Genomic DNA, 24,778 nt, shown 5'->3' with positions numbered 1-24,778 from the left:
TTTTAACGAACTATAACCTTTTATCAGTCGTCTAAAGACGACTTTCGCTATAAGAGAGGTGAATTCATTCTGAGGCGGGCTAGATGAGAATGAAATAGCCCTATAGCAAGATTTTTATTATGATACAGTATCAACCTAAATAAACATTAAAAAATTCACAATTTTACTCACCACCATTACTAACGGTTTTTTGCTGTTGATAACGCAGTTTAAATTGCTGTTGTTGTATTTTATGATCCACAATAGGTTCAGGATAGCCAACAGCATGACGTTCTAAAGATGGAATTTTCCCAGTAACTAAATATTCTGTATCTACAGACCGCAATTCTGACACCCATTGCCGAATATATTCCCCCTCTGGATCAAATTTTTGTGTTTGACTGGCTGGGTTAAAAATCCGCACAGGTTTAGGATCCATGCCGCTAGAAGCACTCCATTGCCAACCGCCATTATTAGCAGATAAGTCACCATCAATCAGGTGCTGCATAAAGTATTTTTCTCCCAATTGGGGATTAATTAGCAAGTCTTTGGTAAGGAAACTAGCAACAATCATTCGACAACGGTTATGCATCCAGCCACTTTCATTCATCTGGCGCATTGCTGCATCTACAATAGGGTAGCCAGTTCTCCCCTCACACCAAGCTTGGAAATGTTCTTCGTTAGTTTGCCAAGGAAAGTTTTTAAAAGTGTCACGAAAAGCACCATCAGCTAATTCGGGGAAGTTATACATTGCATGTTGATAAAACTCCCGCCAAGCTAATTCTTGTTGCCATGTACGAATATTAACTGCTGTTTCTTCACTGCGGCTGTTTTCTAGTGCTTCTATGGTGGCTTGCCAAACAGTGCGAATGCCAATTACGCCAAATTTTAAAGCTGCACTCAGTTGCGATGTTCCGTCCACTGCGGGAAAATTTCGCTGTTCTTGATATTCAGTAATCGCTTTAGCCGTAAATTCCTCTAGCCGTTCTTGCGCTGCCGCCTCTCCTGGTGAAATAATTAATTCTCCATCCCAAATAAATCCTAAATCTTTCGCTGAAGGTAACGTTAAGGCTCCTGCAAGTTTAGCAATTTCCTGTTCAGCTTCCGTTAAACCCTCAACATTTTGCAGAGTTTCTACTGGGTTCGCTTTCGGTTTGGTAATCCAATTTTTCCAGAAGGGGGTGTAAACCGTGTAAGGTTGATTGCTACCGGTGCGTAATTGTTCTGGGGAATTGAGAATTTGATCCCAGTTTTGGTTAAGAAACTGAATACCTTTTTCTTTGAGGGCATTTATAATGGTACGATCGCGTTCTTGCGAATAAGGTTCTACATCCCAATTCCAAAAAACAGCTTTGGCATTTATTGCTTCTGCTAAAGCTGGTATCGCTTGTATAGGATTGGCGTGGAGTATTAACAACTGGCTACCAACTTCAGCATATCGCTCTTGGAGTTTCTGCAAACAGCCAATCATATAAGTTACTTTCACAGGAGCAACATCATCCCGTTCCAGAATATTCGGATCGAGGCAAAACACCCCCACTACTTTCGGACTTTGTTGTTTTGCCGCAGCCAGTCCCGTATTGTCAGAAATGCGTAAATCGCGCCGATGCCAAAACAGAATTAAGTCAGACATTCCATGTTACATATAGTTCACCCGTACTAGCTTAAATGCTAGTGGTACCAATGAACATCATTCTGGCGATAAATTTCTTTTGGGGGTGGGGATTGGGCATTGGGCATCAATACAGTTCGGTTAAGGCAAAAGACGCGATGAATCGCCGTCTTTACAATAATCGGTCTTTTGTCTTGACGGCGATAAATCGCGTCTTTGTGATAAATTATCGAATCTTTGTGATCTAAAATTTTCATCAAAAAACCTTAACCGAACCGTATTTCATTGGGCATTGGTTATTAATTCTTCTCCCTCACTCCCTCCTCCCCCTGCCTCCTTCATGGTACTTGGGCGATTCGCTCGGCGAATTTTGTGCCAAATTAACCCTGCGACAATCAACCCTAAACCCACTTGCCAAATTGCAGATTCTACCCAGAAAGCCAGAAAAAGGCAACTTACAAGACCTAACCAACCTACCCATACAGGATATAGTCGCTCTGATGGGGTTAGACGCAGGGCGGCGAAGCTGGTAATTGCGTAATAAATTAAAACACTAAAGGCACTAAACGACCAGGTAGTTTTGACATTACCCAACAGTACTAATAGAGCGATCGCTATTCCGACAAATATTACAGCCCAATATGGGGTTGTCTGTTCTTGGTTAAGCCGTGCTAAAAATTTTGGAGCATCTGAACGCCGTCCCATTGCCAGTAACACACGAGATAAGCCCAAAATCAGGTTCAATAGCACGCCTAGCATGGCTGTCACCGCACCAATCCCTAAAACCAATGCACCACCGGAACCGGCAACGCTGCGGACTGCCACTTCTAGGGGCGCTGCCGTCTGCCCTGTGCTACTACCCAAGACATCTGCCCCCACAGCCCCAATACCAACTATTGCTACTGCCATGTAAAGTAACATTGTTAACAGCAGACAGACAATCATCGCTTTAGGAATCGTTTCCCTTGGGGAGCGTGCTTCCTCTCCCATTGTGGCAATGCGCCCATAACCTGTGTAGGCGACAAACATCAAGGCGCTAGCATGAAGTATTGCGGCTGGAGAGGTTCTGAAAAAAGGTGTCAAATTCTCAATTCCCACCTCGGTAGCACGGGGTAGACAAGCCAGGATAAAGAAGCCTAAAGATAGTAGCGTTACCGACACAATCACTGTATTGGTTACATTAGAGCGGCGGATACCACTTAAGACAACTAACGTCATGATCGCTACAGCTAAGACGGCTGTAGGAACTACCCAACTAGAACTCAAACCCCCAATATTCAGTAAGTAACCAGCAAAACCTAAAGCGGCGGTTGCGGCTGATGCAGTCTTTGCTACCAAAAACATCCAGCCGGCGGTGAAGCCCAATGCGGGGGTAAGATATTTGTAACCATATTCATAAGTGCCACCACTGACAGCATGATTAGCTGCTAACTGGGCGCTGTTGAGTCCATTACAGGTAGCAACAATTGCCCCAATTGCTACCGCCAAAATTACCGCCGGGCCAGCAATGCCTGCTGCAATCCCGATAGTGACAAATACACCCGTCCCGACAATCGAACCCAGTCCCATCAAGGTTGCACCAACCACCCCTAACTCTCGTTTCAGTTGGGGTGGAGAATTTGTGGCAGACATATTTGATCTCCCTGTTTAGATTGTTAAGATGTAGCGTTTATCAGTGAGGATATCACGACAGAAAGGCTTGCCGATAATCATAATTTTGATCCCAAAATAAGTAACAAATTGTTTTGTCCCTACAAAAAATAAATATTTATGTAGTTAAATGTATGAGATTAGTTAATGAATTTTCTAGAAAATTGGAGAAAAACCTTCCAAAAAAATATTTTTATTAAAACAACACATCCAATTGATACTTGGTAGAATCATACCAACGAAGAACCAAAATTGATAACATTATGCCAAGAAAAGAACAAGGATGGGTCACATTTCAAACCTCAGAGGACGAGCGGAAGATTCTAGAGGAGTTCTGCGAACAGTCTCAACGCACTAAGACTGAGATTCTGCGGGAACTCGTGCGTAGCCTTAATCACCAATCATCAGCACCGATATCACCACCAATTCAGCAGGAAAAACAGGAAGATATCTACTACACTCAAAAACCTGATGTAGAAAGTAGTATTCAAAAGAAATCACTAAAAGTTAGCTCTCGTAATATTCTTAAAGGTGTCGTTAAACGAGTTGTTTATGGAGCAGTTAATAGTGAGGTGACTCTAGAGATTATTCATAAAGTAGAATTAACCTCGATTATCACTAGAGCTTCGGCAGAAGAGTTGGAACTATCTGAGGGAAAAGAAGCTTATGCAGTCATTAAATCTAACGATATTGTCATTGCTAGAGAATAGAAATACGTTGAGTTTAGGCGTTGGATATTAAAAAGATGAATTATCACCATTAACAAACATTTTTGATCTTGGAAAGCTGCAAGATAAATTGAGTATATATAGTTAATGCGATGCTTACAATCGGCTATTGGGCGTCGCATATCCAATTGCTTAGGGATTAATACCATTTCACTTTAATAATGATAGAAATACGCTCTTTTGGGGCATGGCATTGCCATGCCCCTACGAGAAATCTATATGTATCAGGATTTTCGTGAATTGGTAAAACACGGATCATTTTTGTTTGGCTTGCTGCTATACAAGACTTTACAAAAAGATTTGCAATTGGATGTTGCGATGCCGAATAGCCCGTCGTAGATATCGCTCTGTCCAGATTGTGTACGTATCTATCTAAAGATATAAATTATTGGTGAAAAATGAACATTACATGGGGATATGGAACAGAACACAGAGATTTATCTTTGCTTCTCAGAATCTCTGCCTCTTCTTGGACAGCATTTTCTTCACTAAAGTTTTCTGATTTCGAGTCGTGTAAACTCTTTGAGTACGGTAAACCGTATTTGCTCGTTAGTTCCCAAAGATTAATTTAATTGTTAAGTTTAGTTACATAAATAAAAAAAAATCTGCAACCATTGCTAAATGGAGGAAATTATGAAAAGCGGTAGTATTCTTAACGATCAAAACAAACTGAACAACTTAGCGATGCAGCCTGGACATTACAGCACACAGGTTAAGCTCTCTGAGAAATAAGGCTTATTTAACATTGCTATGAAACCTACAGATAAATTGGTGCATTTTTTAAAGGAAGAGTTGGGTATTCCTAGTGGAGCAATTTCTCTTGCTTTGCGACATTGTGAGCAGACCCCCAACTTTCTGGCTATGACCCTCTGGCAGTATGGACTGGTAACACTGGATCAGTTAGCCCAAATTTTTGATTGGTTGGAAACAGTATAAGCTAGTGCTGCAACTATTCAGATGGTAAATAACAGACTTTCTGTGAAAGTCACATTCTCAACAGTTTTCATTTTAAGGATTGGTAATATTTATGGGAATTAAAGAACAGCCCAAGTCACCTCGGTTTCGGATCATTGCTAATATATTACTGGCAGTATCAGGGCTATTTTTGCTCTTAAATTTATTTTTGCCTGGTTTATTTGCTTCTGGCCCGACTGGTGTTCCTTATAGCTTGTTTATTCATCAAGTACAAGAAGGGGAAGTCAGCCGCGTTTCCGTTGGTCAAAACCAGATTATTTACCAACTAAAAGCAGAAAATGCCGAGCCGCCCCAGGTGTTTGCAACTACACCAATATTTGATTTAGAGTTACCCAAACTGCTAGAACAAAAGGGAGTTGAGTTCGCTGCTACACCTCCACCGAAGAATACTTGGTTTACAACCCTTTTAAGTTGGGTGATTCCACCACTGATTTTTATTGGTATTTGGCAATTCTTTCTCGCCCGTGGTGGTGGCGGTGGCCCCCAAGGTGCGCTTTCTATTGGTAAGAGCAAAGCTAAGGTTTACGTTGAAGGCGAATCAGCTAAAATTACCTTTGCAGACGTGGCTGGGGTAGAAGAAGCGAAAACTGAGTTAGTGGAAATTGTCGATTTCCTCAAGACTCCGGCACGATTTACCCAAATTGGCGCTAGGATTCCCAAAGGTGTGTTGTTGGTTGGCCCTCCGGGTACTGGTAAGACACTTTTAGCGAAAGCCGTAGCCGGAGAAGCAGGAGTTCCATTCTTCAGTATCTCTGGTTCGGAGTTTGTAGAATTGTTTGTCGGTGTAGGATCTTCAAGAGTGCGGGATTTGTTTGAGCAAGCTAAAAAACAGGCTCCCTGTATTATATTTATTGATGAATTAGATGCGATCGGTAAGTCTCGTAGCAGTAACGGCTTCTACGGTGGTAACGATGAGCGAGAACAGACTCTCAACCAGTTACTAACAGAGATGGACGGGTTTGCAGCTGGGGATGCAACAGTGATTGTACTAGCAGCTACCAACCGCCCCGAAAGCCTTGACTCTGCATTGCTGCGTCCAGGGCGCTTTGACCGCCAAGTGTTGGTAGACCGTCCCGATTTATCTGGTCGGGAAGCAATTCTCAAAATTCACGCTCAAAAGGTAAAATTAGGAGATGATGTAAATTTAAAAGCGATCGCTACTCGTACCCCTGGTTTTGCTGGTGCAGATTTGGCAAACTTGGTGAACGAAGCCGCATTATTAGCAGCCCGTAATCTACGTGAAAGTGTTGCTCAAGAAGACTTCGCCGAAGCAATTGAGCGGGTAGTCGCCGGTTTAGAGAAAAAGAGTCGAGTGATGAATGAGACTGAGAAAAAGATTGTTGCTTACCATGAAGTTGGTCACGCAATGGTCGGGGCGCTAACAACAGGAAACGGTCGCGTAGAAAAGATTTCGATTATTCCTCGTGGGATGGCTGCTTTGGGCTACACTCTGCAATTACCAACTGAAGACCGCTTTTTGATGAATGAAGAGGAACTGCGGGGTCAGATTGCGACTTTGTTAGGTGGACGTTCCGCCGAAGAGATTGTGTTTAACAGTATTACAACAGGTGCTTCCAACGATTTGCAACGAGCAACTGACTTGGCAGAACGGATGGTAACATCTTATGGTATGAGCAAAGTCTTAGGGCCATTGGCTTACCAACAAGGACAACAATCGATGTTTTTGGGTAATGGTGGGGCTAATCCTCGGCGGGCGGTGAGTGAAGACACATCCAAAGCTATTGATAGCGAAGTCAAAGAAATCGTGGAAACAGCCCACGAGCAAGCCCTAGAGATTCTCAGACAGAATCGAGACTTGCTAGAAGCGATCGCGACTCAACTCTTAGAAACAGAGGTCATTGAAGGCGAAAAACTGCACGATTTGCTAAGTCAGGTTAAACCTGTAGCTAAGACAACTGCTGATTAGGGACTTCCAAGTAAAAAAATATTCCATTGCTATTGTTGACTGTTGACCGTTGACGGTTCACGAGTTTTCAGTCAACAGTCAACAGTCAACAGTCAACAGTCAACGACTTTAATGTGGAATAATTTATTTTTTGGAGTTCCCTTATGTCGCATCTTAGAACGCCAGAATTTTAAACGCAAAGGAACGCAAAGTTATTCTCTGCGTTCCTCTGCGCTTTCCTTTGTGTACCTAAAGCGTTTCAAAAATGCCACTCTTTAAGGAAAGCAGTGCGTTTTTAATACTCTGGAACAGAAGGATCGATTTCTCGACTCCAAGCGGTAATTCCGCCTTTGACATTCGTCCCGACAATCCCGGCTTCTTTGAGAATAGCGAGGGCTTTTGCCGATCGCCCGCCCATCTTACAATGAGCAATTAAGCGGTGACCGTTCAATATTTCCTTCACCTTGGCAACGCCATTCCCATTTTCAATCTCTGGTAAAGGCACTAACACTGAACCAGGAATCTTAGCAATGTCGTACTCATTGGGGTTGCGGACATCTAGCAGTACAAAATCCTTCGCACCACTATCTAGCAACTCCTTCAAATCCTTAACAGTCATTTCTTGCATTTCCATCTGCTGTTTAGCCTCCTCTGCCTTAGCTTGTGGAATTCCGCAGAATTGTTCGTAGTCTATCAGCTTTTCAATCACTGGGCGAATTGGGTTAGGACGCAGCTTCAACTCCCGGAATTTCATATCTAAGGCGTTGTATAGCAGCAATCGTCCACTTAATGTATTACCTTGTCCCAGAATAATTTTGACAGTTTCCGTTGCTTGAATTAAACCAATAATTCCTGGTAAAATTCCCAAAACGCCACCTTCTGCACAAGAGGGAACCATCCCTGGTGGTGGTGGTTCTGGGAAAAGATCACGATAATTTGGCCCACCTTGGTAGTTAAATACAGTAGCTTGCCCTTCAAAGCGTAAAATTGAACCGTAGACGTTGGGCTTATTCAGCAATACGCAAGCGTCGTTAACTAGATATCTCGTGGGGAAGTTATCAGTACCATCCACAACGATATCGTAAGGTTGAAGGATTTCTAAAGCGTTTTCGGAAGTTAGACGGGTTTCATATAAATCAACCTGACAATAGGGGTTAATCTCGTGAATGCGGTTTTTTGCCGATTCAATCTTAGGTTTACCTACCCACGATGTACCGTGAATTACTTGGCGTTGTAAGTTGGAAGTATCGACAACATCGAAATCGACAATCCCGATACGTCCAATACCCGCCGCCGCCAGATATAAAAGTAATGGTGAACCTAGTCCACCTGTACCGATACACTGGACACTGGCAGCTTTTAGGCGCTTCTGTCCTTCTAATCCTACTTCCGGTAAAATCAGGTGTCGGGAGTAGCGTTCGTAATCGTCTTTGGTCAACTGGATTTCATCCAGATTGGGATTTAGCATAGCAGTTATGATCTGGGACGGAATATTAATCCTATCGAAAAACGATATGCGTCTTTAAAACAAGCCGTTAAATTATATTTTCAATTGCCTCTGCTTGAAACTGATGATGTTCATCAAGGCTCCAGCTTTGCAGTTCTCCAGCTTTGCCGTTTTGGACGGAAACTATTATATACGAATATCCTTGCCAAGCGTATAGGCGATCGCATTCTGAAGGGATAGCAGGATGATCTGGGTGGGAGTGAAAAATACCGATAATGTTGAGTGATTTGTCGCGTGCTTCCCTTTGTGTTTTTAACATGACTTCGGGTGCGATCGCATATTGCCGTCTTTTACTTTCTGCTGTGCGTTCCCCTGCAAACTCAGCCGCCGCTTCTGTATTCCAGGCATTTTCTGTTGGTATGACCTCTACCACAACTTTACCCCCATTAGCCAGATAGCCCAAAATCATACCACAGGACTCCTCTGGATAAGTGCTTTCGGCATGGGTGCGGATAGTTTGCAAGTGTTCTTGGCTAACTCTGATCATCTCTGCGTTTGTAATTTTAGTAACCTATAGCGGGGCGTTGCACAGACTCTACACACTTTCTTTATTTTGCTCACTGCGTAAGTGTAGCCTAACCAAAGCGATCGCCACGATTAATTTTGTATTTCTTTCTTTCAACCATCTAACAAGTTCCCTGCCTTGGAATCTCGGCTCAAACAACTCTTTGTCTGTTGCTTTGTGCAAATAAATTCTTGGCTATAAAAATGTTATGGATACAGATAAGTAAGTATATATATGTACATTAGCATAAAAAATGTGAAGAGTATGCAAAGATGTGTTTTAAGTATGGACATCTCGGTAAATATTCATATATGGTTATTACAAATGGTTATTACAGTGTTATTTAAATGTTTCCTATTTTAAACTAGACACTTACGGGCGATAGCCCGCAACAAGGGTATAAAAATCCCTTTACCTATTTTCAAGACAGCAGGACTTACGTATTGAAAAATATAAAGTATGGAATCTGAGTTTCAGGCATTTAAGCTTAATTTAGCGAGGCTTTTTGAGTGATTGCTATTCAATCAAGGATGATTAAAACAAGCCTGAAACGACTTATTTGAGTTCATTCATACACTCATGAATTTGTACAGTGTGTAAAATGTAATATTTAGATGAGTGCCAGTACTACTCGGTTAAGAAAATTTGTAGGTTGGATTGTAGCAAGATCCCCGTAGGGGTAGGTCGTGAAACCCAACAAAGCCCTGAAAATTTTGGGTTATCGTGCGGGAAGCCCCTTCTCTACGAGACGCTCTGCGAAGGGGCCTACGTTCCTCAACTCAACCTACACCGAAGTGATTTTTTAGGCAAAACCTACGCAGTATTGAAATAGGTGCTACTTGTAAGCTGCTCAACAGAATGAATTTTCGATAAAAATTACTGTTTCTCAATAGTGACACAAAAGAATTTGTCGAAAGTGTCAACTCTCGGCTAGTTCTTTGTGCGCTAAAACAGCACTAACTCAGGGTTTAGAACTAAAGTTACTCCAACAAGAGATTAAATAAGGTAAAAATTATGACAAATATCATTGGAACTATCGGTAATGATACTCTCATTGGTGGCGAGGGGAATAACATCCTCGTTGGTTATACTGGTAGCGATTACTTAGACGTTAACTCTTCAACAGGCAATAACTTATTAGATGGTGGCGATGGCAATGATACTCTTAGTGCCTTAGGTGACTACAATGTGGTGTCTGGTAACAACACCCTCAACGGTGGCGCTGGTAACGATACCTTGAGTGCTGACAGTTCAGCAGGCGATAACCTACTAGATGGTGGTAATGGCAATGATTTTCTTAGTGTCTCTGGTGGATACTACAATCCTGAGGTGTCTGGTAATAACACCCTCAACGGTGGTGCTGGTAACGATACCTTGAGAGCTTTCTATTCAACAGGCGAGAACTTCCTGGATGGTGGGGATGACAATGATTATCTTAACGTCAATCTTGCCAATGGTAATAACACCCTCAACGGTGGTCTTGGTGACGATTCTTTGAGTGCTAACATTTCAAAAGGCAATAACCTACTGGATGGTGGCGATGGCAATGATACTCTTAGTGCCTCTGACTTCGAGGGCTACAGGTTTGATAATACTTCTGGCAAGAATACCCTCAATGGTGGCGCTGGTGACGATTACTTGAATGTTAACTATTCACGAGGCGCTAATCTGCTCAATGGAGGCGATGGCAATGATACTCTTAGTGCTTCTACTTACGACTACGGCTACGGAGGAAGGTTTTATACGACCACTGGCAATAACACTCTTAATGGTGGTGCTGGTGGCGATAACTTAAATGTTGACTATTCATCAGGCGCTAATCTGCTCAATGGAGACGATGGCAATGATACTCTTAGTGCCTCTGGCTACGAGTACGACGAACAGGGCGAGTTCGGCAAAGGAGTCTATCGCAGGACATTAGGAAATAACACCCTCAACGGTGGCGCTGGTGCTGATAACTTGATTGTTGATTATTCAACAGGCACTAATCTTTTGGATGGTGGCGATGGCAACGATACTCTTAGTGCATACAGCGCATTAGGTAATAACACTCTTTATGGTGGTTTAGGTAATGATATCATTACAGGTGGTTTTGGTAATGACACTCTCTATGGAGGAGATGGTACTGATACCTTTACTTTCAATAGTTATAATCAAGGCGTTGATAGTCTTTATGATTTCAACGCCACTGATGAGTTGATTCAGGTATCTGCTACTGGTTTTGGTGGCAACTTAGCAACACCTTCACTCTTTGCCAGTCAGTTTACCATCGGGACATCTGCAACAGCGATCGCTCAACGATTCATTTATGACAATATTACAGGTGGATTGTTCTTTGACCAAGATGGCAGTGCATCTGCATTTACTCAGGTAAAATTTGCCCAATTATCTGCTGGATTATCTCTAACCAACAACAACTTTGTGGTTGTTTAATCATAATTAGAGACATCTCCAAAAATGAATGTAGAGACGTTGCATTGCAACATCTCTACAAGGGTTTCAGGTAACGCATAATTAATTTATGGAGATGTCTAATGCAATTCGCTAAAGTTGATTCCGGGCTTTGAGTTGCACATATCGCTCAACTACCTGATCGGCAATTTGATTTGCTGGTGCATCTAGTACTAATACACCTTTTTGTTTCAACTGAGCATAAGCTACTTGTCGTTGCATTAATAAATCTAGTGCCACTGCACGGGCATAAGCATCTGTAACATTATCTGTGAAGGTGTGTGCTAAACGATCAACTTGCGGATCTCGCAGAGTAACACAAAATGGCAGATACCGGGGGGCTAGCTTAGAGAGTGCAGCTAGGAGTTCTGTAGAAGCGGTGACATCAATTAAGTCGGTAATCACCACTACCAGCGCCCTGCGAGTTTGACGCTGCACAACATTTGTCACCGCCCCCAAATAATCAGATTCAACTAATACTGGTTGAATTGGTGTCAGGCGATCGATTAGCTGATTCAAATGATGTTGACCGCGTTCTGGGGGAATCCACGTATGCATTTGGCAGTCAAATACACCAACACCGACGCGATCGCCTCGATGCAACCCCGCTAATGCTAAGGATAAAGTTGCATTCAAACCCCAATCAAATCGCTGCAAATTCTGTACTTTTGCTGTCATTAATCGCCCGCGATCGAGCAAGATTAGTAAAGTTTGTTCCTGTTCGGGTTCTAGAACTCTCACCAGTGGCGTTGCATTATTATAAGCCCCAACCCGACGGGCGGTAGCTTTCCAATCAATAAATCGTAAATCGTCACCACTGCGATAGTTCCGCAGTTCGGCAAATTCTGTACCAATACCAGTTTTGCGGGATTGGCGGATTGATCCTGATGATTGCAATGTTAAACGAATTGTCAGCGATCGCAACCCCACTAAATCAGGATAAACTTTCACTGGCAAACTTTGGGTAATTTGCCAATCATCCCAAGCTAATCCCCAAATTCCCAACTGTCGAGCTTGGATATTTCCCCAAGGAAACTCGCCGCGCTGTGTCGGGTTGACGGTATATGTCAATTCCTGGGTGCTGTTGCTGGGAATAATAGCCTGAAGTTTGGGTGCAGATACCCCAAATCCTGTTGGGTAGTAATCGCAGATTTCAATTAAAGCGTTGGTATTGGGCGATGTTACTTTTAACACCACTGGATTATCCCGCCCAATGGATAATCGTGAAGGTAATTCGCGGGTAATTTGCACGCGAGAACGGCGTACCTGCAAACCATCTACAACCATCAATCCGAGAACGATCGCATCAAATATCACAGTGATGGCGATCGCTGCTTTAATGTTGAAAAAAAGGCATAGGATCGGGGCGATCGCTATACCTAAAACCAGCAATAAATAAACTCGTCTGGAAGGAACCATTTTTTAGAGTGAAAACTTAGGAGAATGACGATTAGTTTAACCTACGTCATCATGGGCAAAGCGATTAAAGAGGAAATCTAAGGCATAATTACGTAGTTGGTAGTATTGTGGATCTTCCATGATCCGGGCGCGATCGCGGGGACGAGAAAAGGGAATTTCCATAACTTCGCCAATTTTCGCATGAGGCCCATTGGTCATCATTACCAATTTATCTGCTAAAAATAGTGCCTCGTCGATGTCGTGGGTAATCATCAGCACTGTACAACGGTTATCGCCCCAAATTTTCAGCAATTCTTCTTGTAATTCTTCTTTGGTGATGGCATCCAGCGCCCCAAAAGGTTCATCTAAAATTAAAACTTTCGGGCGAATCGCCAAAGCACGGGCAATAGAAACCCGTTGTCTCATCCCACCGGACATTTGCATTGGTTTCTTTTCCATTGCATCAGCCAGTCCTACCATTGCCAAATGATCGCGGACGATCGCTCTTTTTTCGGCTTGTGGTTTGTTGGGATAAACGGCGTTAACAGCTAAGTAGATGTTTTCAAAAGCAGTTCGCCAAGGTAGCAAGGCATAATTTTGGAAGACAACCATCCTGTCTGGGCCTGGCTTGGTGATTGGTTCTCCTTCGAGTAACACTTGCCCGGAGGTGGGAAAGTTAAAACCGGATACCATATTTAGTAGTGTCGATTTGCCACAGCCAGAGTGGCCGATGAGGCAAATAAACTCCCCCTGTTCGACGTTGAGGTTAACGCCATCGAGTACGGTGAAGGGGCCTTTCTTTGTGGGGTAGACTTTGGTAACGTCTTTAATTTCTAGAAAAGGTCTGCGGTTGGTGGTTGCAGTGACGAATGGTTTTCCTAGTGTGCTTGTAGTTGTAAAGTTACGGTTTTGCATGGTATTTGGTGTTTGGGGATTAAAAAGCTTAATGTTAAAGTTCAAAGATTCGTTGACTCAGAATTTGCACCAGTTCCCACGACCGCCTCAGAATGAATTCTGAAGTTTATAGCTAAAGTCTATCTATTGAAGACTAATGAGCCTTGCAAAAATAACTTGAACAATTTTGATGGGGAAGTTAAGCTCACAAGTCGTTCCAGATTAAATTTGTACAACTTATTTTTACATGATGCCTAAGTAAGGGTTTTAGTCCACTTGAGTGGACTTGGGCTATTAGCCTGAGAATTTATTCTCAGGCGGTCGTAGGGACTGGTGCAAGATATAACTTGACAAAGTTCGGAGGTTCATTAAAGGAGTTCAAAGCCTCATTAATGGAGTTCAAAGCCTCATTAAAGGAGTTCAAAGACTCATTAATGGAGTTCAAAGACTCATTAATGGAGTTCAAAGCCTCATTAATGGAGTTCAAAGACTCATTAATGGAGTTCAAAGACTCATTAATGGAGTTCAAAGACTCATTAATGGAGTTCAAAGACTCATTAATGGAGTTCAAAGCCTCATTAATGGAGTTCAAAGACTCGCGCGTGATGTGCTACTTCTCCCACTCCCTCTTTCTCTCACGACTTTTTTATGACGCGAGTCTCCTTCTTGGTGCATCAAGAACAACTTCCGCAACTGAAAAATCACGTTTAATTTTTAAGTTGTTGAGATAAGCGATCGGATCATCGGCGTTAAAGGGAGTACCATCGAACAGTTGAATCGGTTGGCGAATATAGCTAATATCCAAACCTAATTCTCGTGCAGCGGTGCTGAAAACACGAACTCGACACACCCGTTCAACAACTTCTACCCAATTTCTGGGGAAGGGAGTATCACCCCAACGCGCCAATTGACTCATAATCCAAATTTGTTCGGTGCGACTGGGGCGGTTAATGGCAGACTCAGAATAAAATTGGAGATGGGCATAGTCTCGCAACGGATGGTCTAAGTCACAGGTGAGACTATCTGGATCTTCGAGTTGAATGTATTCTAAATCAGTGCTGACATAATCTCGCCCTGCTAAAATTTGCCGAATTTCTTGGGTATTTTCGGGATTTGCACAATACACGCAAGCTTCTAACAATGCTTTAGTCAAGGCGATATGCGTATTTGGATAATTTTCTGCCCAATCTTCCCGCACACCAAGAACTTTACCGGGGTGTCCCAGCCAAACTTCTAAGTCGGTAGCGATGGTAAAGCCGACATTTTCCACAGCAGCGCGGTAGTTCCAAGGTTCACCCACGCAGTAACCATCAATGCTTCCGGCTTTTAAGTCGGCTACCATCTGCGCTGGGGGAATGGTCTTCATGTCCACATCGCTATCTGGGTCAATTCCACCAGCCGCTAGCCAGTAACGCAGCAGCAAGTTATGCATTGATGCGGCATGTACTACTCCCATTGTGTGCCGTTGGTCACGAGTGTGAAGCAGGTATCTTTTAAAATCTGATAAAGTGTGTACACCTTCGTCATAAAAGTGTTTTGCTAAGGTGATGGCGTTACCGTTGCGAGTCATGGTAAGGGCAGTGACAACCGGCAGAGGTTGGTTATTATGTCCTCCCAAAGTTAGCCACATCGGCATCCCTGAAGGCATTTGCGCCGCATCTAAATAACCACCACTTATGCCATCTTCTATACCCCGCCAGCTACTTTCCCGCACCAGGTTAACTTCATCTAAACCATGCTTGACAAAAAAGCCTTTTTCTTTAGCAACTGCTAAGGGGGCGCAAGCTGTCAGAGGTAAAAAGCCAATTTCTAGGTTAACTTTTTCTAATCCATGACGGGCAACGTCGGCAGTTTTCCGCGCCCGAATTTTCTTGATCCGTTTCTGCTGATTCAGGAAGTAAATCATCTCACTCCGCAAGCTGTAGTAGCTAGGATGTTCTACTACTTCCATCCGCTTGCGGGGTCTGGGAATATCCACTTCTAAAATGTCGCCGATTTTAGATTCGGGGCCGTTGGTTAACATCACGATTCTGTCAGATAACAGCACGGCTTCATCTACATCATGAGTAACCATGACGGCGGTAACTTGATTTTCTTCGCAAATTTGCATAAGTTGTTCTTGCAAATTGCCGCGTGTGAGTGCATCCAATGCACCAAATGGTTCATCTAGCAAGAGTAATTTGGGACGAATCGCTAAAGCGCGGGCGATCGCAACTCGCTGTTTTTGTCCACCTGACAACATTCCCGGTTGTTTGTCAGCATGGGGACGCAAACCCACCATATTTATATGTTTTTCGATAATGGCGTTGCGATCGGCTGGGAGTAAACCTTTCATTACTGAGTCCACGGCGAGGGCAATATTTTCTCTTACCGTCCGCCAAGGTAATAAGGAATAATTTTGGAACACCACCATCCTGTCTGGGCCGGGTTTGGTGATTTTTTGTCCTTCAAGAGTGACAATACCTTCAGTGGGCAAATCCAAACCCGCAATCATATTTAATAGAGTGGATTTACCGCAACCGGAGTGACCAATCAAAGAAACAAATTCTCCTTTTTTAATTTGGAGGTCGATTCCTTTGAGGGCGATATATTTGCCACCACCAGTTAATTCAAAAACTTTGTCAATTTGATCAACAGCTACAAACATGCTTATTTGTCCTTTCTTATTTATCGTTTGTTATTTGTTATTTGTCCTTGGTAAGTGGTCATTAGGTTGTGTTTTCAAACCTCTCTTTAAGCACCCTAGTCTTTGAAGATCCCCCCAACCCCCCGATAAATTGGGGGGCTTTTAGAATTTCTTTTCCCCCCTTTTTAAGGGGGGTTAGGGGGGATCTTCGAGTTTGAAAACAGTCTCTAGTCGTTAGTTTTTTACAAATAACCAATGACCAATGACCAATGACCAATGACTATTTTTGCTCTGTTGGTAAAATCTGGTTTTGAAGCCAACCCATTGCTTTATCTAGAAGCAAGCCAACAATGCCGATATAAACTAGAGCTAAAATAACTTCGCTGACGTTGTTATTTTGATAGGCGTCCCAGATGAAAAAGCCGATGCCGACAATACCGGACATGACTATTTCGGCGGCGATAATCGCTAACCATGCTAAACCGATCGCAATTCTCAAGCCGGTAAAGATGTAGGGTAATGCCGCAGGAATCAAAATGTTAGTGAAATATTCTTTGCGGCTAAGTTGCAGAACTTTGGCGACGTTGTTGTAATCTTGGGGAATTTGGGTAACGCCGACAGCAGTGTTAATTAAGATGGGCCAAATGGCGGTGATGAAAATTACGAATAAGGCTGCGGGTTCGTTTTGTCGTAAAGCTGCTAAAGAAATGGGAACCCAAGCCAGAGGTGGTACTGTCCGCAGTAGTTGAAAAATGGGGTCTAATGCTTTAGACATGGTTTTATTCACCCCAATCAAAATGCCTAAGCCAATACCAACGATCGCAGCTAGGGTATAACTGATAGCAACCCGTTGTAGACTGGCGAGAATCTGCCAAAATAGACCTTTATCAATGCCACCTCGGTCATAAAAAGGCCAGAAAATGAGAATCCAAGTGTCTTGAATAACCTGTATTGGCCCTGGTAATGTTGCGCCGGGAGTCCAAGCGAAGAGTTGCCAGAGAACGAGGAAGATTGTGAGGGCGATCGTTGGTGGTATCAGATCAGGAAATTGCTTTTTCAGGCTGGAGATAAAGCTATTACTCAATCTAGGGCTTGCAGGGCGTTTTTGAGCTATTGTCATGATGCTGTGTTCTCCTCAAATTTTATTTTTTATTTGTCGTAGTCGTAGACGCGATGAATCGCGTCTCTACAAGTGATGAATCGTGCGTCTAAATACTGACCTTCTTGATTTTCAAACTCTTCAAATATTCTTCTGGTTTTTCAGGGTCAAATTTGATGCCATCAAAAAACTCTTCTACACCACGGGATGTATTTGTGGGAATTTCAGCAGCAGCAATGCCAGCTTCTTTGGCAGCTTCTTTCCAAATATCTTCACGGTTGACTTTGTTGATAATTTCTTTAGCTTTGGCAGCATTATTGTCTAGGTAATCTTTTGGCAAGAATCCCCAGCGAACGTTTTCAACTATGAACCATAAATCATGACTCTTGTAAGGATAAGAAACACTACCTTTTTCATCTTTCCAGTAGTAAGCTGCCATTGATTTATCATCAATTTTACGACCATCACCCATGTCATATTTACCTTGGTATGGATCGGCCAGTATTTCAGGTGAAGAAAGATTGAAATAATTTCGTCCAGCCAAAATTTGAGCCGCTTCTTTGCGATTATCAAAATTATCTAACCATTGTTGGGCTTCCATAATTCCTTTTAAAATCGCTTTGGTAGCTTTGGGATTTTTATCAACCCAGTCGCCTCTCATAGCGAAGTATTCTTCAGGATGATTTTTCCAAATTTCTGCGGTTAATGCTGCTACGTAGCCAATCTTGTCTTGAACCAGGCGATAAGGCCAGGGGTCGCCTGTACTAAAGGCATCCATTGTTCCTGTTTTCATGTTGGCCACAGTTTGCGCCGCAGGTACTGTGAGCAATTTGACATCTGTATCGGGATCTAAGCCGCCTGCTGCTAACCAGTAGCGAATCCACAAATCTTGGTTGACGTGGGGAAAGGTGAATGCTGCTGTAAAGGGTGTTGAGGATTTTAATTCCGTGAATAGGGACTTAGCGCTGGCGAGTTGTAAACTAATACCTTTGCCTTGATGCTTGTTTGCGATCGCAATTCCATTTCCATGCGTAATTAATTGACATAATACATACATGGGAATTTTTTTATTTCCCTTGGTGATTAAACCTTCTGAAATTAAATGTGGCATTGGCATCTGCCATTGACCGCCATCTATACCACCACCCGCCGAACCAATTTCTACGTTGTCTCTGGCTGCACCCCAAGAAGCTTGTTTGGAAAGGCCAACATCAGTCATGCCATACTTGGCAAAAAAGCCTTTTTCTTTAGCAATAATTAAAGGAGCCGCTTCTACAATGGGAATATATCCCAACTTTACTGTAGTAGTTTCTGGTGTTTGTTCAGGACTAATATTAGCAACCGTTTGAGCCGTTGGTTGTGCTTGAGTGCTTCCACCAGTTAGGTTGTCAGGGGGATTCCCCAAACAGCCTTTGAGGAATACAGTACCCGCAGATACCCCAGCCGTAAAGATGAATTTGCGACGGGAAATTTGATTAAAAAATTCTGTCATAATATCTCCTAAAAACGTAAATTTTATTTTTTATAGCTATGACAATTTCGGCAATAAAACGTTGTGTTTATTGCTGTATTAATGATTAATCAAGCTATCCTTGGCAAAGCAACCGCAGCCATTCCATCAATGACGCGGCAACTTATATAAAAACTCGGCTAATTTTTTGACTCTGCTCTAGTGTGTTTTAGAGGTGTCATTCACCTTGTTGAAATCAGTTTACAGCCTTTGAAGCCAAATTGCTCAACTTGGAGTATCGATTTATTAAAGAAATATTAAATTGGATATATAAGGAAAAATTTATCTATTTTCCTTAACTATATGGATAATTTTTAATATATAAACTTTTATCTATGGAGACTATTAGTTTTATAATATGATTTGCTATTTTCGCTTATTTTGCGACTTAATTTTAGTAGTATTTTCTAATATATAAACTCTTATTTATGGATACTATTATCTTGGAACTATGATTTAGGGTAGCACAGCTAGCTGTGCTACCCTAAAAACGCATTTGTATCAACCTGAAAGTAGAAACGGTATACCTGTAAACGAGATTTTAAGTAGTGTATTCGGCGTTAATCCTCACGTAGTCGTAACTCAAATCACAACCCCAAGCTTTACCTGAACCATGACCATTGCCAACGTTAACGGAGATTAATACAGTATCCTGTTGGAGATAAGCACCCGCCACTGCTTTTTTCAAATAAGCACTCGCTGCTGCACGGTCAAATTGCAGAGGTTGCCCATTTTCTAACATTAAGAAATCCCCTAGCTTTATTTGCAGGTTTTCTTGCTCAAAGGGCACACCGGCACGTCCGGCGGCGGCGGCGATGCGTCCCCAGTTGGGATCTCGTCCAAAGATTGCAGATTTAACTAAGGATGAACCGGCGATGGTTTTGGCTATTTGTCGGGCTGAAATTTCATCATGGGCCCCTGTTACTTCCACTTCAATTAGACAGGTTGCGCCTTCACCATCACGAGCGATCGCTTTGGCTAAATGCTGACAAACTGCTGTTAACATCGCCTCTAATTTCTCTGCTTCTGCACCCCATTCTGTAATTGCTGGGGTGCGAGATTGACCGTTTGCCAAGGCGATTAAGCTGTCGTTGGTGCTGGTATCACCATCCACGGTAATGGAATTAAAGCTTCTATCAGCTGCCCTTGCTAACATCTGTTGCCAAAGGTGAGGCGAAACCACAGCATCACAAGTAACAAATGCCAGCATAGTTGCCATGTTCGGGTGAATCATGCCGGAACCCTTGGCAATGCCACCAATTCGTACCGGGCGATCGCTTATAGTTGTCTCTAGGGCAATGGATTTTGTTACCAAATCTGTAGTGATAATCGCTCCGGCGGCGGCATCTGAGCCTGTTTGTGATAGTGCTGCTACTACCTTGGGAATCCCACTTCGCAAAGCATCCATCTTAATTCTTTGACCAATCACGCCAGTGGAAGCCACTAACACAGATTCAGACGAAATGTTTAGTGCTTGACCGACTGCCATAGCAGATTCTAAAGTATCAAGGTAGCCTTGAGTCCCTGTAGCGGCGTTTGCTTGTCCGGCGTTGCAGAGGATGGCACGAGCGCTCTGTTTAGCTTGCAAGCGTTGGCGACAATATTCTACGCAGGCAGCTTTAACTTGGCTGGTGGTGAATACACCAGCTGCGATCGCTTCCACCTCTGAGAATATCAAAGCTAAATCTGGCAACCCCGAAGGTTTCAATCCTGCGGTAATTCCCGCCGCTTGATACCCCCTTGGTGCTGTGATGCCACCTGTTATTTCTTGCCAATCTGCCATTCTTCTTCCTTACAACTATCAAGTTGGATAGGTCAATTTGTACTTTGGAAAAGTGCTTTCAAAAAGTGCTGAGTTAGGAGTTAGGAGTTGAAAGTTATTAGTTTTCCCCTAATCCCCACTCCCCACTCCCCACTCCCTTTTATTGTGAGTTTATTTGCTGATGGCAATAATAATGCACTAGTTGGCAATTAGCATAATTGTTTTTACCTTTCTTATGAAGAAAGACAAAAGCACAAAAGGAGAGCCACTTGGGTCGCTCTCCAGATCATTACGGTGCATCTTTTTATCACACCATATCACTGATGATGTAAGGAGTAATACTTATTTATTAAGATTATTTTTAAAAATTTGATGAAGTTTTTACGTAAATACCACATAAATCAAATAAAAAAGAGAGCCACTTAGGCAGCTCTCCAGATCATCAGGGTGCATCTACTTACCACAGCATAGCATTTTAGGTATGCGGGCTGTTACCAGTTTTTATATGAAGATTTTGTGAAGAACCACCGCGTAAATACTGACTTGGGAATTGGGACTTGGGAATTGGGAATTGGGAATTGGGAATTGGGGATTGGGAATTTTTTTGCTTCCCCTGCTCCCCCTGCCTCCCCTGCTTCCCCTGCTCCCCTGCCTCCCCTGCTCCCCGTGCCTCCCCTGCTAGGCGTTCAGTTTTTTCTCCACCAATTCGTTAGTCAGCTTAGGATCGGCACGTTTACCTGTCTTTTTCAGAACTTGTCCAACAAAGAAGCCTTTGAGATTGGTGTTACCGTTGCGATACTTTTCTAGTTCTTTGGGATTGGCAGCTATGACTTCATCAACAATGGGTTCTAGTACATTAGGATCGGTGATTAACTCTTGACCTGCAAAGGCTTTTTCAGGAGAAATACCAGTGAGCAAATCTGGTAACTTTTCTTTAGCTTGAGCATTGCTAATTTTGCCTGTTTCAATGCGAGTGATGATATCAGCTAGATTGGTGGGAGTTAGTCCGATTTCAGTAATACTGAGTTTTTGCTTATTGAGGTGGGCGGCGATATCTTGAGTAATCCAGTTTGCAGCAGCTTTCGGATTTGCTCCAGATGCGATCGCAGTTTCAAAATATTCTGCTATTGAACGATCTTCTGTTAACACTCGCGCATCGTAAGCGGAAAGCCCCAACTCACTTTCATAACGATGGCGTTTTTGGGCTGGTAATTCTGGTAATTCGCTACGCCATTTCTCTAATTCGCCATCTGTTACCTCAATTGGTGCTAAATCTGGTTCGGGGAAGTAACGGTAATCGCTAGAACCTTCTTTTACCCGCATACTACTTGTGCGTTGAGCGCCTTCTTCCCATAGCCGAGTTTCTTGGATGATGCGATCGCCTGCTTCGATTGCGGCAATTTGACGTTCAATTTCGTAGTCAATCGCTCGTTGAATGGCGCTAAACGAGTTCATGTTTTTAATTTCTACCTTGGTGCCAAATTCCTTTCGTCCCACTGGACGCACAGAAATGTTGACATCGCAGCGCAGAGATCCTTCTTGCATATTGCCGTCACTCACGCCGAGATACCGCACAATCCGGCGCAACTCTTCGGCATATTCAGCAGCTTCTAATCCAGAACGCAAATCAGGTTCCGAGACAATTTCTACTAACGGTACACCTGCGCGATTGTAGTCTACCAAAGAATAGGAAGAACCGGAGAGGCGATCGCTACCTGCATGTACCAATTTTCCAGCATCTTCTTCCATGTGTAGACGTGTGATGCCAATACGTTTGCGAGTCGGATTCCCCTCAGCATCCACCAACTCAATTTCTAACCATCCATGTTCTGCGATCGGTAGATCGTATTGAGAAATTTGGTAATTTTTGGGTAAGTCAGGATAAAAATACTGTTTCCGGTCAAATTTGCTATATCTAGCGATTTGACAATTCAGTGCCAAACCAGCCTTGACGGCGTATTCTAATACTTTTTCATTGAGTACAGGTAAGACCCCAGGTAAACCCATACAAACCGGGTCAATGTTAGTATTGGGGTCAGCACCGAATGCGGTAGAGCTATTAGAGAAAATCTTCGTGTTAGTACTCAGCTGACAATGGGTTTCTAGGCCAATAATCGCTTCATACTCAGTTTTTACGGTTGTAGCAGTGGTCATAATATCAATATTTGGGCATAATCCTTGTAGTGGTACTATTGTAGCGGCGTATTGAGTTGCCCTGAAGACGGTTATTTGGGTGAGTAATGCTTATCCTTATGAGCTTGAAAAGGGAGATGCAAACACAAGGTGAAGAAAATCTTAATTATTGGTTCTGGGGGTGCTGGTAAATCTACCCTAGCCCGCGAACTGGGAACCATCTTAGGCTTAGAAGTTATTCACTTGGATGCTTGGTACTGGAATCCTGGCTGGGTTGAGACTCCAAAAGCTGAATGGCAAAACATAATTCAAGACCTAACCCTACGAGAATCTTGGATTATGGATGGTAACTATGGCGGGACTCTCGACGTTCGTTTGTCGGTTGCAGATACGGTAATTTTTTTGGATTTTCCCCGTCTTTTATGTTTGTCACGAGTGATTAAACGTCGCTTCATTTATGCTGGACAATCCAGACCTGATATGGCATCAAATTGTCCTGAAAGATTAAATTGGGAATTTCTCAAATATATCTGGTCATACCCAATTAATCGTCGTCCTGAAATTATCAAAAAACTTAGTCAAATAACACCAAATCAGCAAGTTATTATTCTTTGCGAACCAACAGAAGTCAGAGATTTTTTACAAAATATTTATCACCATTCATATTTAATCAATTGATTTTATTAAAAAAGTGTAACCAAAGTTAAATTACTATAATAAAGGATGATAGAAAAATTAAGGGTGTGTCCGCCCGATTAATCATACGCACGTTATTGTTCATTCTCAACTTACTTTTTAAGACGTTGGCGTTCATTTTAACACTGATGCAGATTTTACTTATTTGTATGGATATAAATCATACAAACCCAATATTTGCCAAACTTTCTGCTTGAGCATTGTTGTAGCCTAGAAACAATTGCAAATTAAGGCTTTGAGATTCATTACCACCCGAAAATTCCAACTTAAGTGGTCTAAAATATAGCGCTCAGTGTTGACAATTTTTCCAGAATCGAATAACAAGGTGGCAGCAGCATTAAAAAAAAAGCGTTAGTGCATTCCTACCTAGAAACTAATTAACGCCCTTCATTAAACTTCATACGGTTAACATAATTATGCCAGAAAATACGGATTACAAAGCTTCCAAATCAGACAATCAAGCTATTGCCTATAAAGAACGCCTCAATTCTTGGGCGATCGCTCGTCTACTTCCTAATACGCAACGGCAGATCGTTGCTCGCTTCCGCAGCCGTTCTGATGCCGAAGGCTATATGCGGCACCTCCCTCAAGAAATACCAAATGCTTCCTACATGGTTGTTTTTGATTGTCAACGCCAAGAAGCTGTGATTTAAGGTATAGGCAATAGACCTATCTTGAAAGAGGGCAGTTTTCCGTAAGCTCAAACTGCCCTCTGCCTTCCTCAGTAAAAAAATTAAAAATAGACATCTCCGAAAATGAATGTAGAGACGTAGCACTGCTACGTCTCTACAATGGTTTCAGACAACGAATAATTAATTTCTGGAGATGTCTGTTGAAGAAACCTTGAGACTGAGGGAGAGGGCACTTGCTGCTAGCAGTAATGCAATTATTATTGCCGATGCCAGACTCGCCCATCATCTAGTTATTTACGTCAACCCAGCTTTTGAATAAATAACAGGCTACAGTGCTGCTGATGTGATTGGGCAAAACTGTCGATTTTTGCAACGCACAGACAACCAGCAACTAGCACTCAAATAACTGCACATATCAATGAAAGCTGGAACAAGTTGCAAAGTTGTTCTCCGTAACTATCGCAAAGATGGTACTGTATCTTGGAATGAATTGAGTATTTCTCCTATCCATGACGAAAATGGTAAGTTAAGTCACTTCATTGGAATTCAAACAGATATTAGTTTACGCAAGCTTGCTGAAGCGAGTCTGTGTCGGCAAGCCCTCACCTTGATCCTTTACTCAAGGCGGTTGAACCGATCTGCCGACAAATTGGGCTGAAAGCTGAATTAAGCAGTTCCAAAGAAGTTCTGAATTCACTTCCAGAGGAAAACAAAG

At 42.7% G+C, this 24,778-nt stretch carries 22 protein-coding genes and 1 pseudogene; 9 read left to right on the top strand and 14 right to left on the bottom strand.

Going from position 1 to position 24,778, the window contains the following annotated elements:
* Nucleotides 1-163 precede the first annotated feature (163 nt).
* From D1367_RS09105 to D1367_RS09095, 3 genes are read right to left on the bottom strand one after another with little or no spacing between them, the layout of a single operon-like run.
* The gene (locus D1367_RS09105; protein WP_118165911.1) at nucleotides 164-1,612 is read right to left on the bottom strand and encodes a deoxyribodipyrimidine photo-lyase, 8-HDF type; all 1,449 of its coding nucleotides are present in this window, start codon (nucleotides 1,610-1,612) and stop codon (nucleotides 164-166) included.
* A 38-nt stretch (nucleotides 1,613-1,650) separates the two neighbouring features.
* Complete coding sequence (locus tag D1367_RS09100; RefSeq protein WP_118165908.1) at nucleotides 1,651-1,848, bottom strand: hypothetical protein; 198 nt, start codon at nucleotides 1,846-1,848, stop codon at nucleotides 1,651-1,653.
* Nucleotides 1,849-1,873: 25 nt separating this feature from the next.
* A complete protein-coding gene (locus tag D1367_RS09095) occupies nucleotides 1,874-3,223 on the bottom strand; it encodes an APC family permease (protein WP_118165905.1) in 1,350 nt (449 codons plus the stop codon).
* 281 nt (nucleotides 3,224-3,504) lie between these two features.
* Here D1367_RS09095 and D1367_RS09090 point away from each other — a divergent pair, with 281 nt between their 5' ends.
* The 4 genes from D1367_RS09090 to D1367_RS30635 all read left to right on the top strand — a co-directional run bounded on the left by D1367_RS09090 (nucleotide 3,505) and on the right by D1367_RS30635 (nucleotide 7,129).
* Nucleotides 3,505-3,951, top strand: coding sequence for a TOBE domain-containing protein (locus tag D1367_RS09090; RefSeq protein WP_118165903.1), 447 nt, complete (start codon nucleotides 3,505-3,507; stop codon nucleotides 3,949-3,951).
* A 768-nt stretch (nucleotides 3,952-4,719) separates the two neighbouring features.
* Complete coding sequence (locus D1367_RS09085) at nucleotides 4,720-4,905, top strand: DUF2949 domain-containing protein (RefSeq protein WP_118165901.1); 186 nt, start codon at nucleotides 4,720-4,722, stop codon at nucleotides 4,903-4,905.
* Between the two features lie 91 nt (nucleotides 4,906-4,996).
* Nucleotides 4,997-6,871 (top strand): ATP-dependent zinc metalloprotease FtsH, encoded by a 1,875-nt coding sequence (ftsH4, locus tag D1367_RS09080; RefSeq protein WP_118165898.1) that lies wholly within the window; start codon nucleotides 4,997-4,999, stop codon nucleotides 6,869-6,871.
* A gap of 42 nt (nucleotides 6,872-6,913) precedes the next feature.
* Nucleotides 6,914-7,129 carry a hypothetical protein gene (locus tag D1367_RS30635; RefSeq protein ID WP_181985116.1) on the top strand — a complete coding sequence of 72 codons (216 nt, stop codon included), beginning with the start codon at nucleotides 6,914-6,916 and terminating at the stop codon, nucleotides 7,127-7,129.
* A 16-nt stretch (nucleotides 7,130-7,145) separates the two neighbouring features.
* Here D1367_RS30635 and moeB read toward each other — a convergent pair whose 3' ends face one another.
* Together moeB and D1367_RS09070 are read right to left on the bottom strand one after the other, a co-directional pair.
* Nucleotides 7,146-8,318: a molybdopterin-synthase adenylyltransferase MoeB gene (gene moeB / locus D1367_RS09075; RefSeq protein WP_118165896.1), complete on the bottom strand. Its 1,173-nt coding sequence runs from the start codon at nucleotides 8,316-8,318 to the stop codon at nucleotides 7,146-7,148.
* Between the two features lie 67 nt (nucleotides 8,319-8,385).
* A complete protein-coding gene (locus D1367_RS09070) occupies nucleotides 8,386-8,844 on the bottom strand; it encodes a M67 family metallopeptidase (protein WP_118165893.1) in 459 nt (152 codons plus the stop codon).
* Nucleotides 8,845-9,876: 1,032 nt separating this feature from the next.
* Here D1367_RS09070 and D1367_RS09065 point away from each other — a divergent pair.
* Nucleotides 9,877-11,295 (top strand): calcium-binding protein, encoded by a 1,419-nt coding sequence (locus D1367_RS09065; protein ID WP_118165890.1) that lies wholly within the window; start codon nucleotides 9,877-9,879, stop codon nucleotides 11,293-11,295.
* Between the two features lie 111 nt (nucleotides 11,296-11,406).
* Here D1367_RS09065 and D1367_RS09060 read toward each other — a convergent pair whose 3' ends face one another.
* From D1367_RS09060 to gatB, 9 genes and pseudogenes are all read right to left on the bottom strand, one after another.
* Nucleotides 11,407-12,732 (bottom strand): DUF58 domain-containing protein, encoded by a 1,326-nt coding sequence (locus tag D1367_RS09060; protein WP_118165887.1) that lies wholly within the window; start codon nucleotides 12,730-12,732, stop codon nucleotides 11,407-11,409.
* A 36-nt stretch (nucleotides 12,733-12,768) separates the two neighbouring features.
* A complete protein-coding gene (locus D1367_RS09055; RefSeq protein ID WP_118165884.1) occupies nucleotides 12,769-13,626 on the bottom strand; it encodes a nitrate ABC transporter ATP-binding protein in 858 nt (285 codons plus the stop codon).
* Nucleotides 13,627-13,918: 292 nt separating this feature from the next.
* Nucleotides 13,919-14,197 (bottom strand): coiled-coil domain-containing protein, encoded by a 279-nt coding sequence (locus D1367_RS09050; protein ID WP_181985115.1) that lies wholly within the window; start codon nucleotides 14,195-14,197, stop codon nucleotides 13,919-13,921.
* A 54-nt stretch (nucleotides 14,198-14,251) separates the two neighbouring features.
* Nucleotides 14,252-16,258 carry an ABC transporter ATP-binding/substrate-binding protein gene (locus D1367_RS09045; RefSeq protein WP_118165878.1) on the bottom strand — a complete coding sequence of 669 codons (2,007 nt, stop codon included), beginning with the start codon at nucleotides 16,256-16,258 and terminating at the stop codon, nucleotides 14,252-14,254.
* Nucleotides 16,259-16,511: 253 nt separating this feature from the next.
* Entirely contained in the window at nucleotides 16,512-17,351 is an 840-nt protein-coding gene (gene ntrB, locus D1367_RS09035) for a nitrate ABC transporter permease (protein ID WP_118165873.1), read from the bottom strand.
* 88 nt (nucleotides 17,352-17,439) lie between these two features.
* The gene (locus D1367_RS09030; RefSeq protein WP_118165871.1) at nucleotides 17,440-18,822 is read right to left on the bottom strand and encodes a CmpA/NrtA family ABC transporter substrate-binding protein; all 1,383 of its coding nucleotides are present in this window, start codon (nucleotides 18,820-18,822) and stop codon (nucleotides 17,440-17,442) included.
* Nucleotides 18,823-19,381: 559 nt separating this feature from the next.
* The gene (gene argJ, locus D1367_RS09025; protein ID WP_118165868.1) at nucleotides 19,382-20,623 is read right to left on the bottom strand and encodes a bifunctional ornithine acetyltransferase/N-acetylglutamate synthase; all 1,242 of its coding nucleotides are present in this window, start codon (nucleotides 20,621-20,623) and stop codon (nucleotides 19,382-19,384) included.
* Between the two features lie 139 nt (nucleotides 20,624-20,762).
* Nucleotides 20,763-20,807 (bottom strand): annotated as a pseudogene (locus D1367_RS33275) (hypothetical protein); the annotation flags it as partial.
* A 473-nt stretch (nucleotides 20,808-21,280) separates the two neighbouring features.
* Nucleotides 21,281-22,756 carry an Asp-tRNA(Asn)/Glu-tRNA(Gln) amidotransferase subunit GatB gene (gene gatB / locus D1367_RS09015; RefSeq protein WP_118165865.1) on the bottom strand — a complete coding sequence of 492 codons (1,476 nt, stop codon included), beginning with the start codon at nucleotides 22,754-22,756 and terminating at the stop codon, nucleotides 21,281-21,283.
* A 129-nt stretch (nucleotides 22,757-22,885) separates the two neighbouring features.
* On the opposite strand from gatB, the gene D1367_RS09010 reads away from it, so the two are divergent.
* The 4 genes from D1367_RS09010 (at nucleotide 22,886) to D1367_RS32135 (ending at nucleotide 24,721) form a co-directional block, all read left to right on the top strand.
* Nucleotides 22,886-23,413 carry a DNA topology modulation protein gene (locus D1367_RS09010; protein ID WP_118165863.1) on the top strand — a complete coding sequence of 176 codons (528 nt, stop codon included), beginning with the start codon at nucleotides 22,886-22,888 and terminating at the stop codon, nucleotides 23,411-23,413.
* Nucleotides 23,414-23,847: 434 nt separating this feature from the next.
* Entirely contained in the window at nucleotides 23,848-24,084 is a 237-nt protein-coding gene (locus D1367_RS09005; RefSeq protein ID WP_118165861.1) for a hypothetical protein, read from the top strand.
* Nucleotides 24,085-24,256: 172 nt separating this feature from the next.
* Nucleotides 24,257-24,382, top strand: coding sequence for a hypothetical protein (locus tag D1367_RS32725; protein WP_267255537.1), 126 nt, complete (start codon nucleotides 24,257-24,259; stop codon nucleotides 24,380-24,382).
* 99 nt (nucleotides 24,383-24,481) lie between these two features.
* Nucleotides 24,482-24,721, top strand: coding sequence for a PAS domain-containing protein (locus tag D1367_RS32135; protein WP_225892306.1), 240 nt, complete (start codon nucleotides 24,482-24,484; stop codon nucleotides 24,719-24,721).
* The last annotated feature ends 57 nt before the right edge of the window (nucleotides 24,722-24,778 follow it).

Source organism: Nostoc sphaeroides (assembly GCF_003443655.1).
GTDB lineage: Bacteria > Cyanobacteriota > Cyanobacteriia > Cyanobacteriales > Nostocaceae > Nostoc > Nostoc sphaeroides.
Note: the sequence above shows the minus strand (reverse complement) of the source record. Positions and strands in the feature narration are given on the sequence as shown.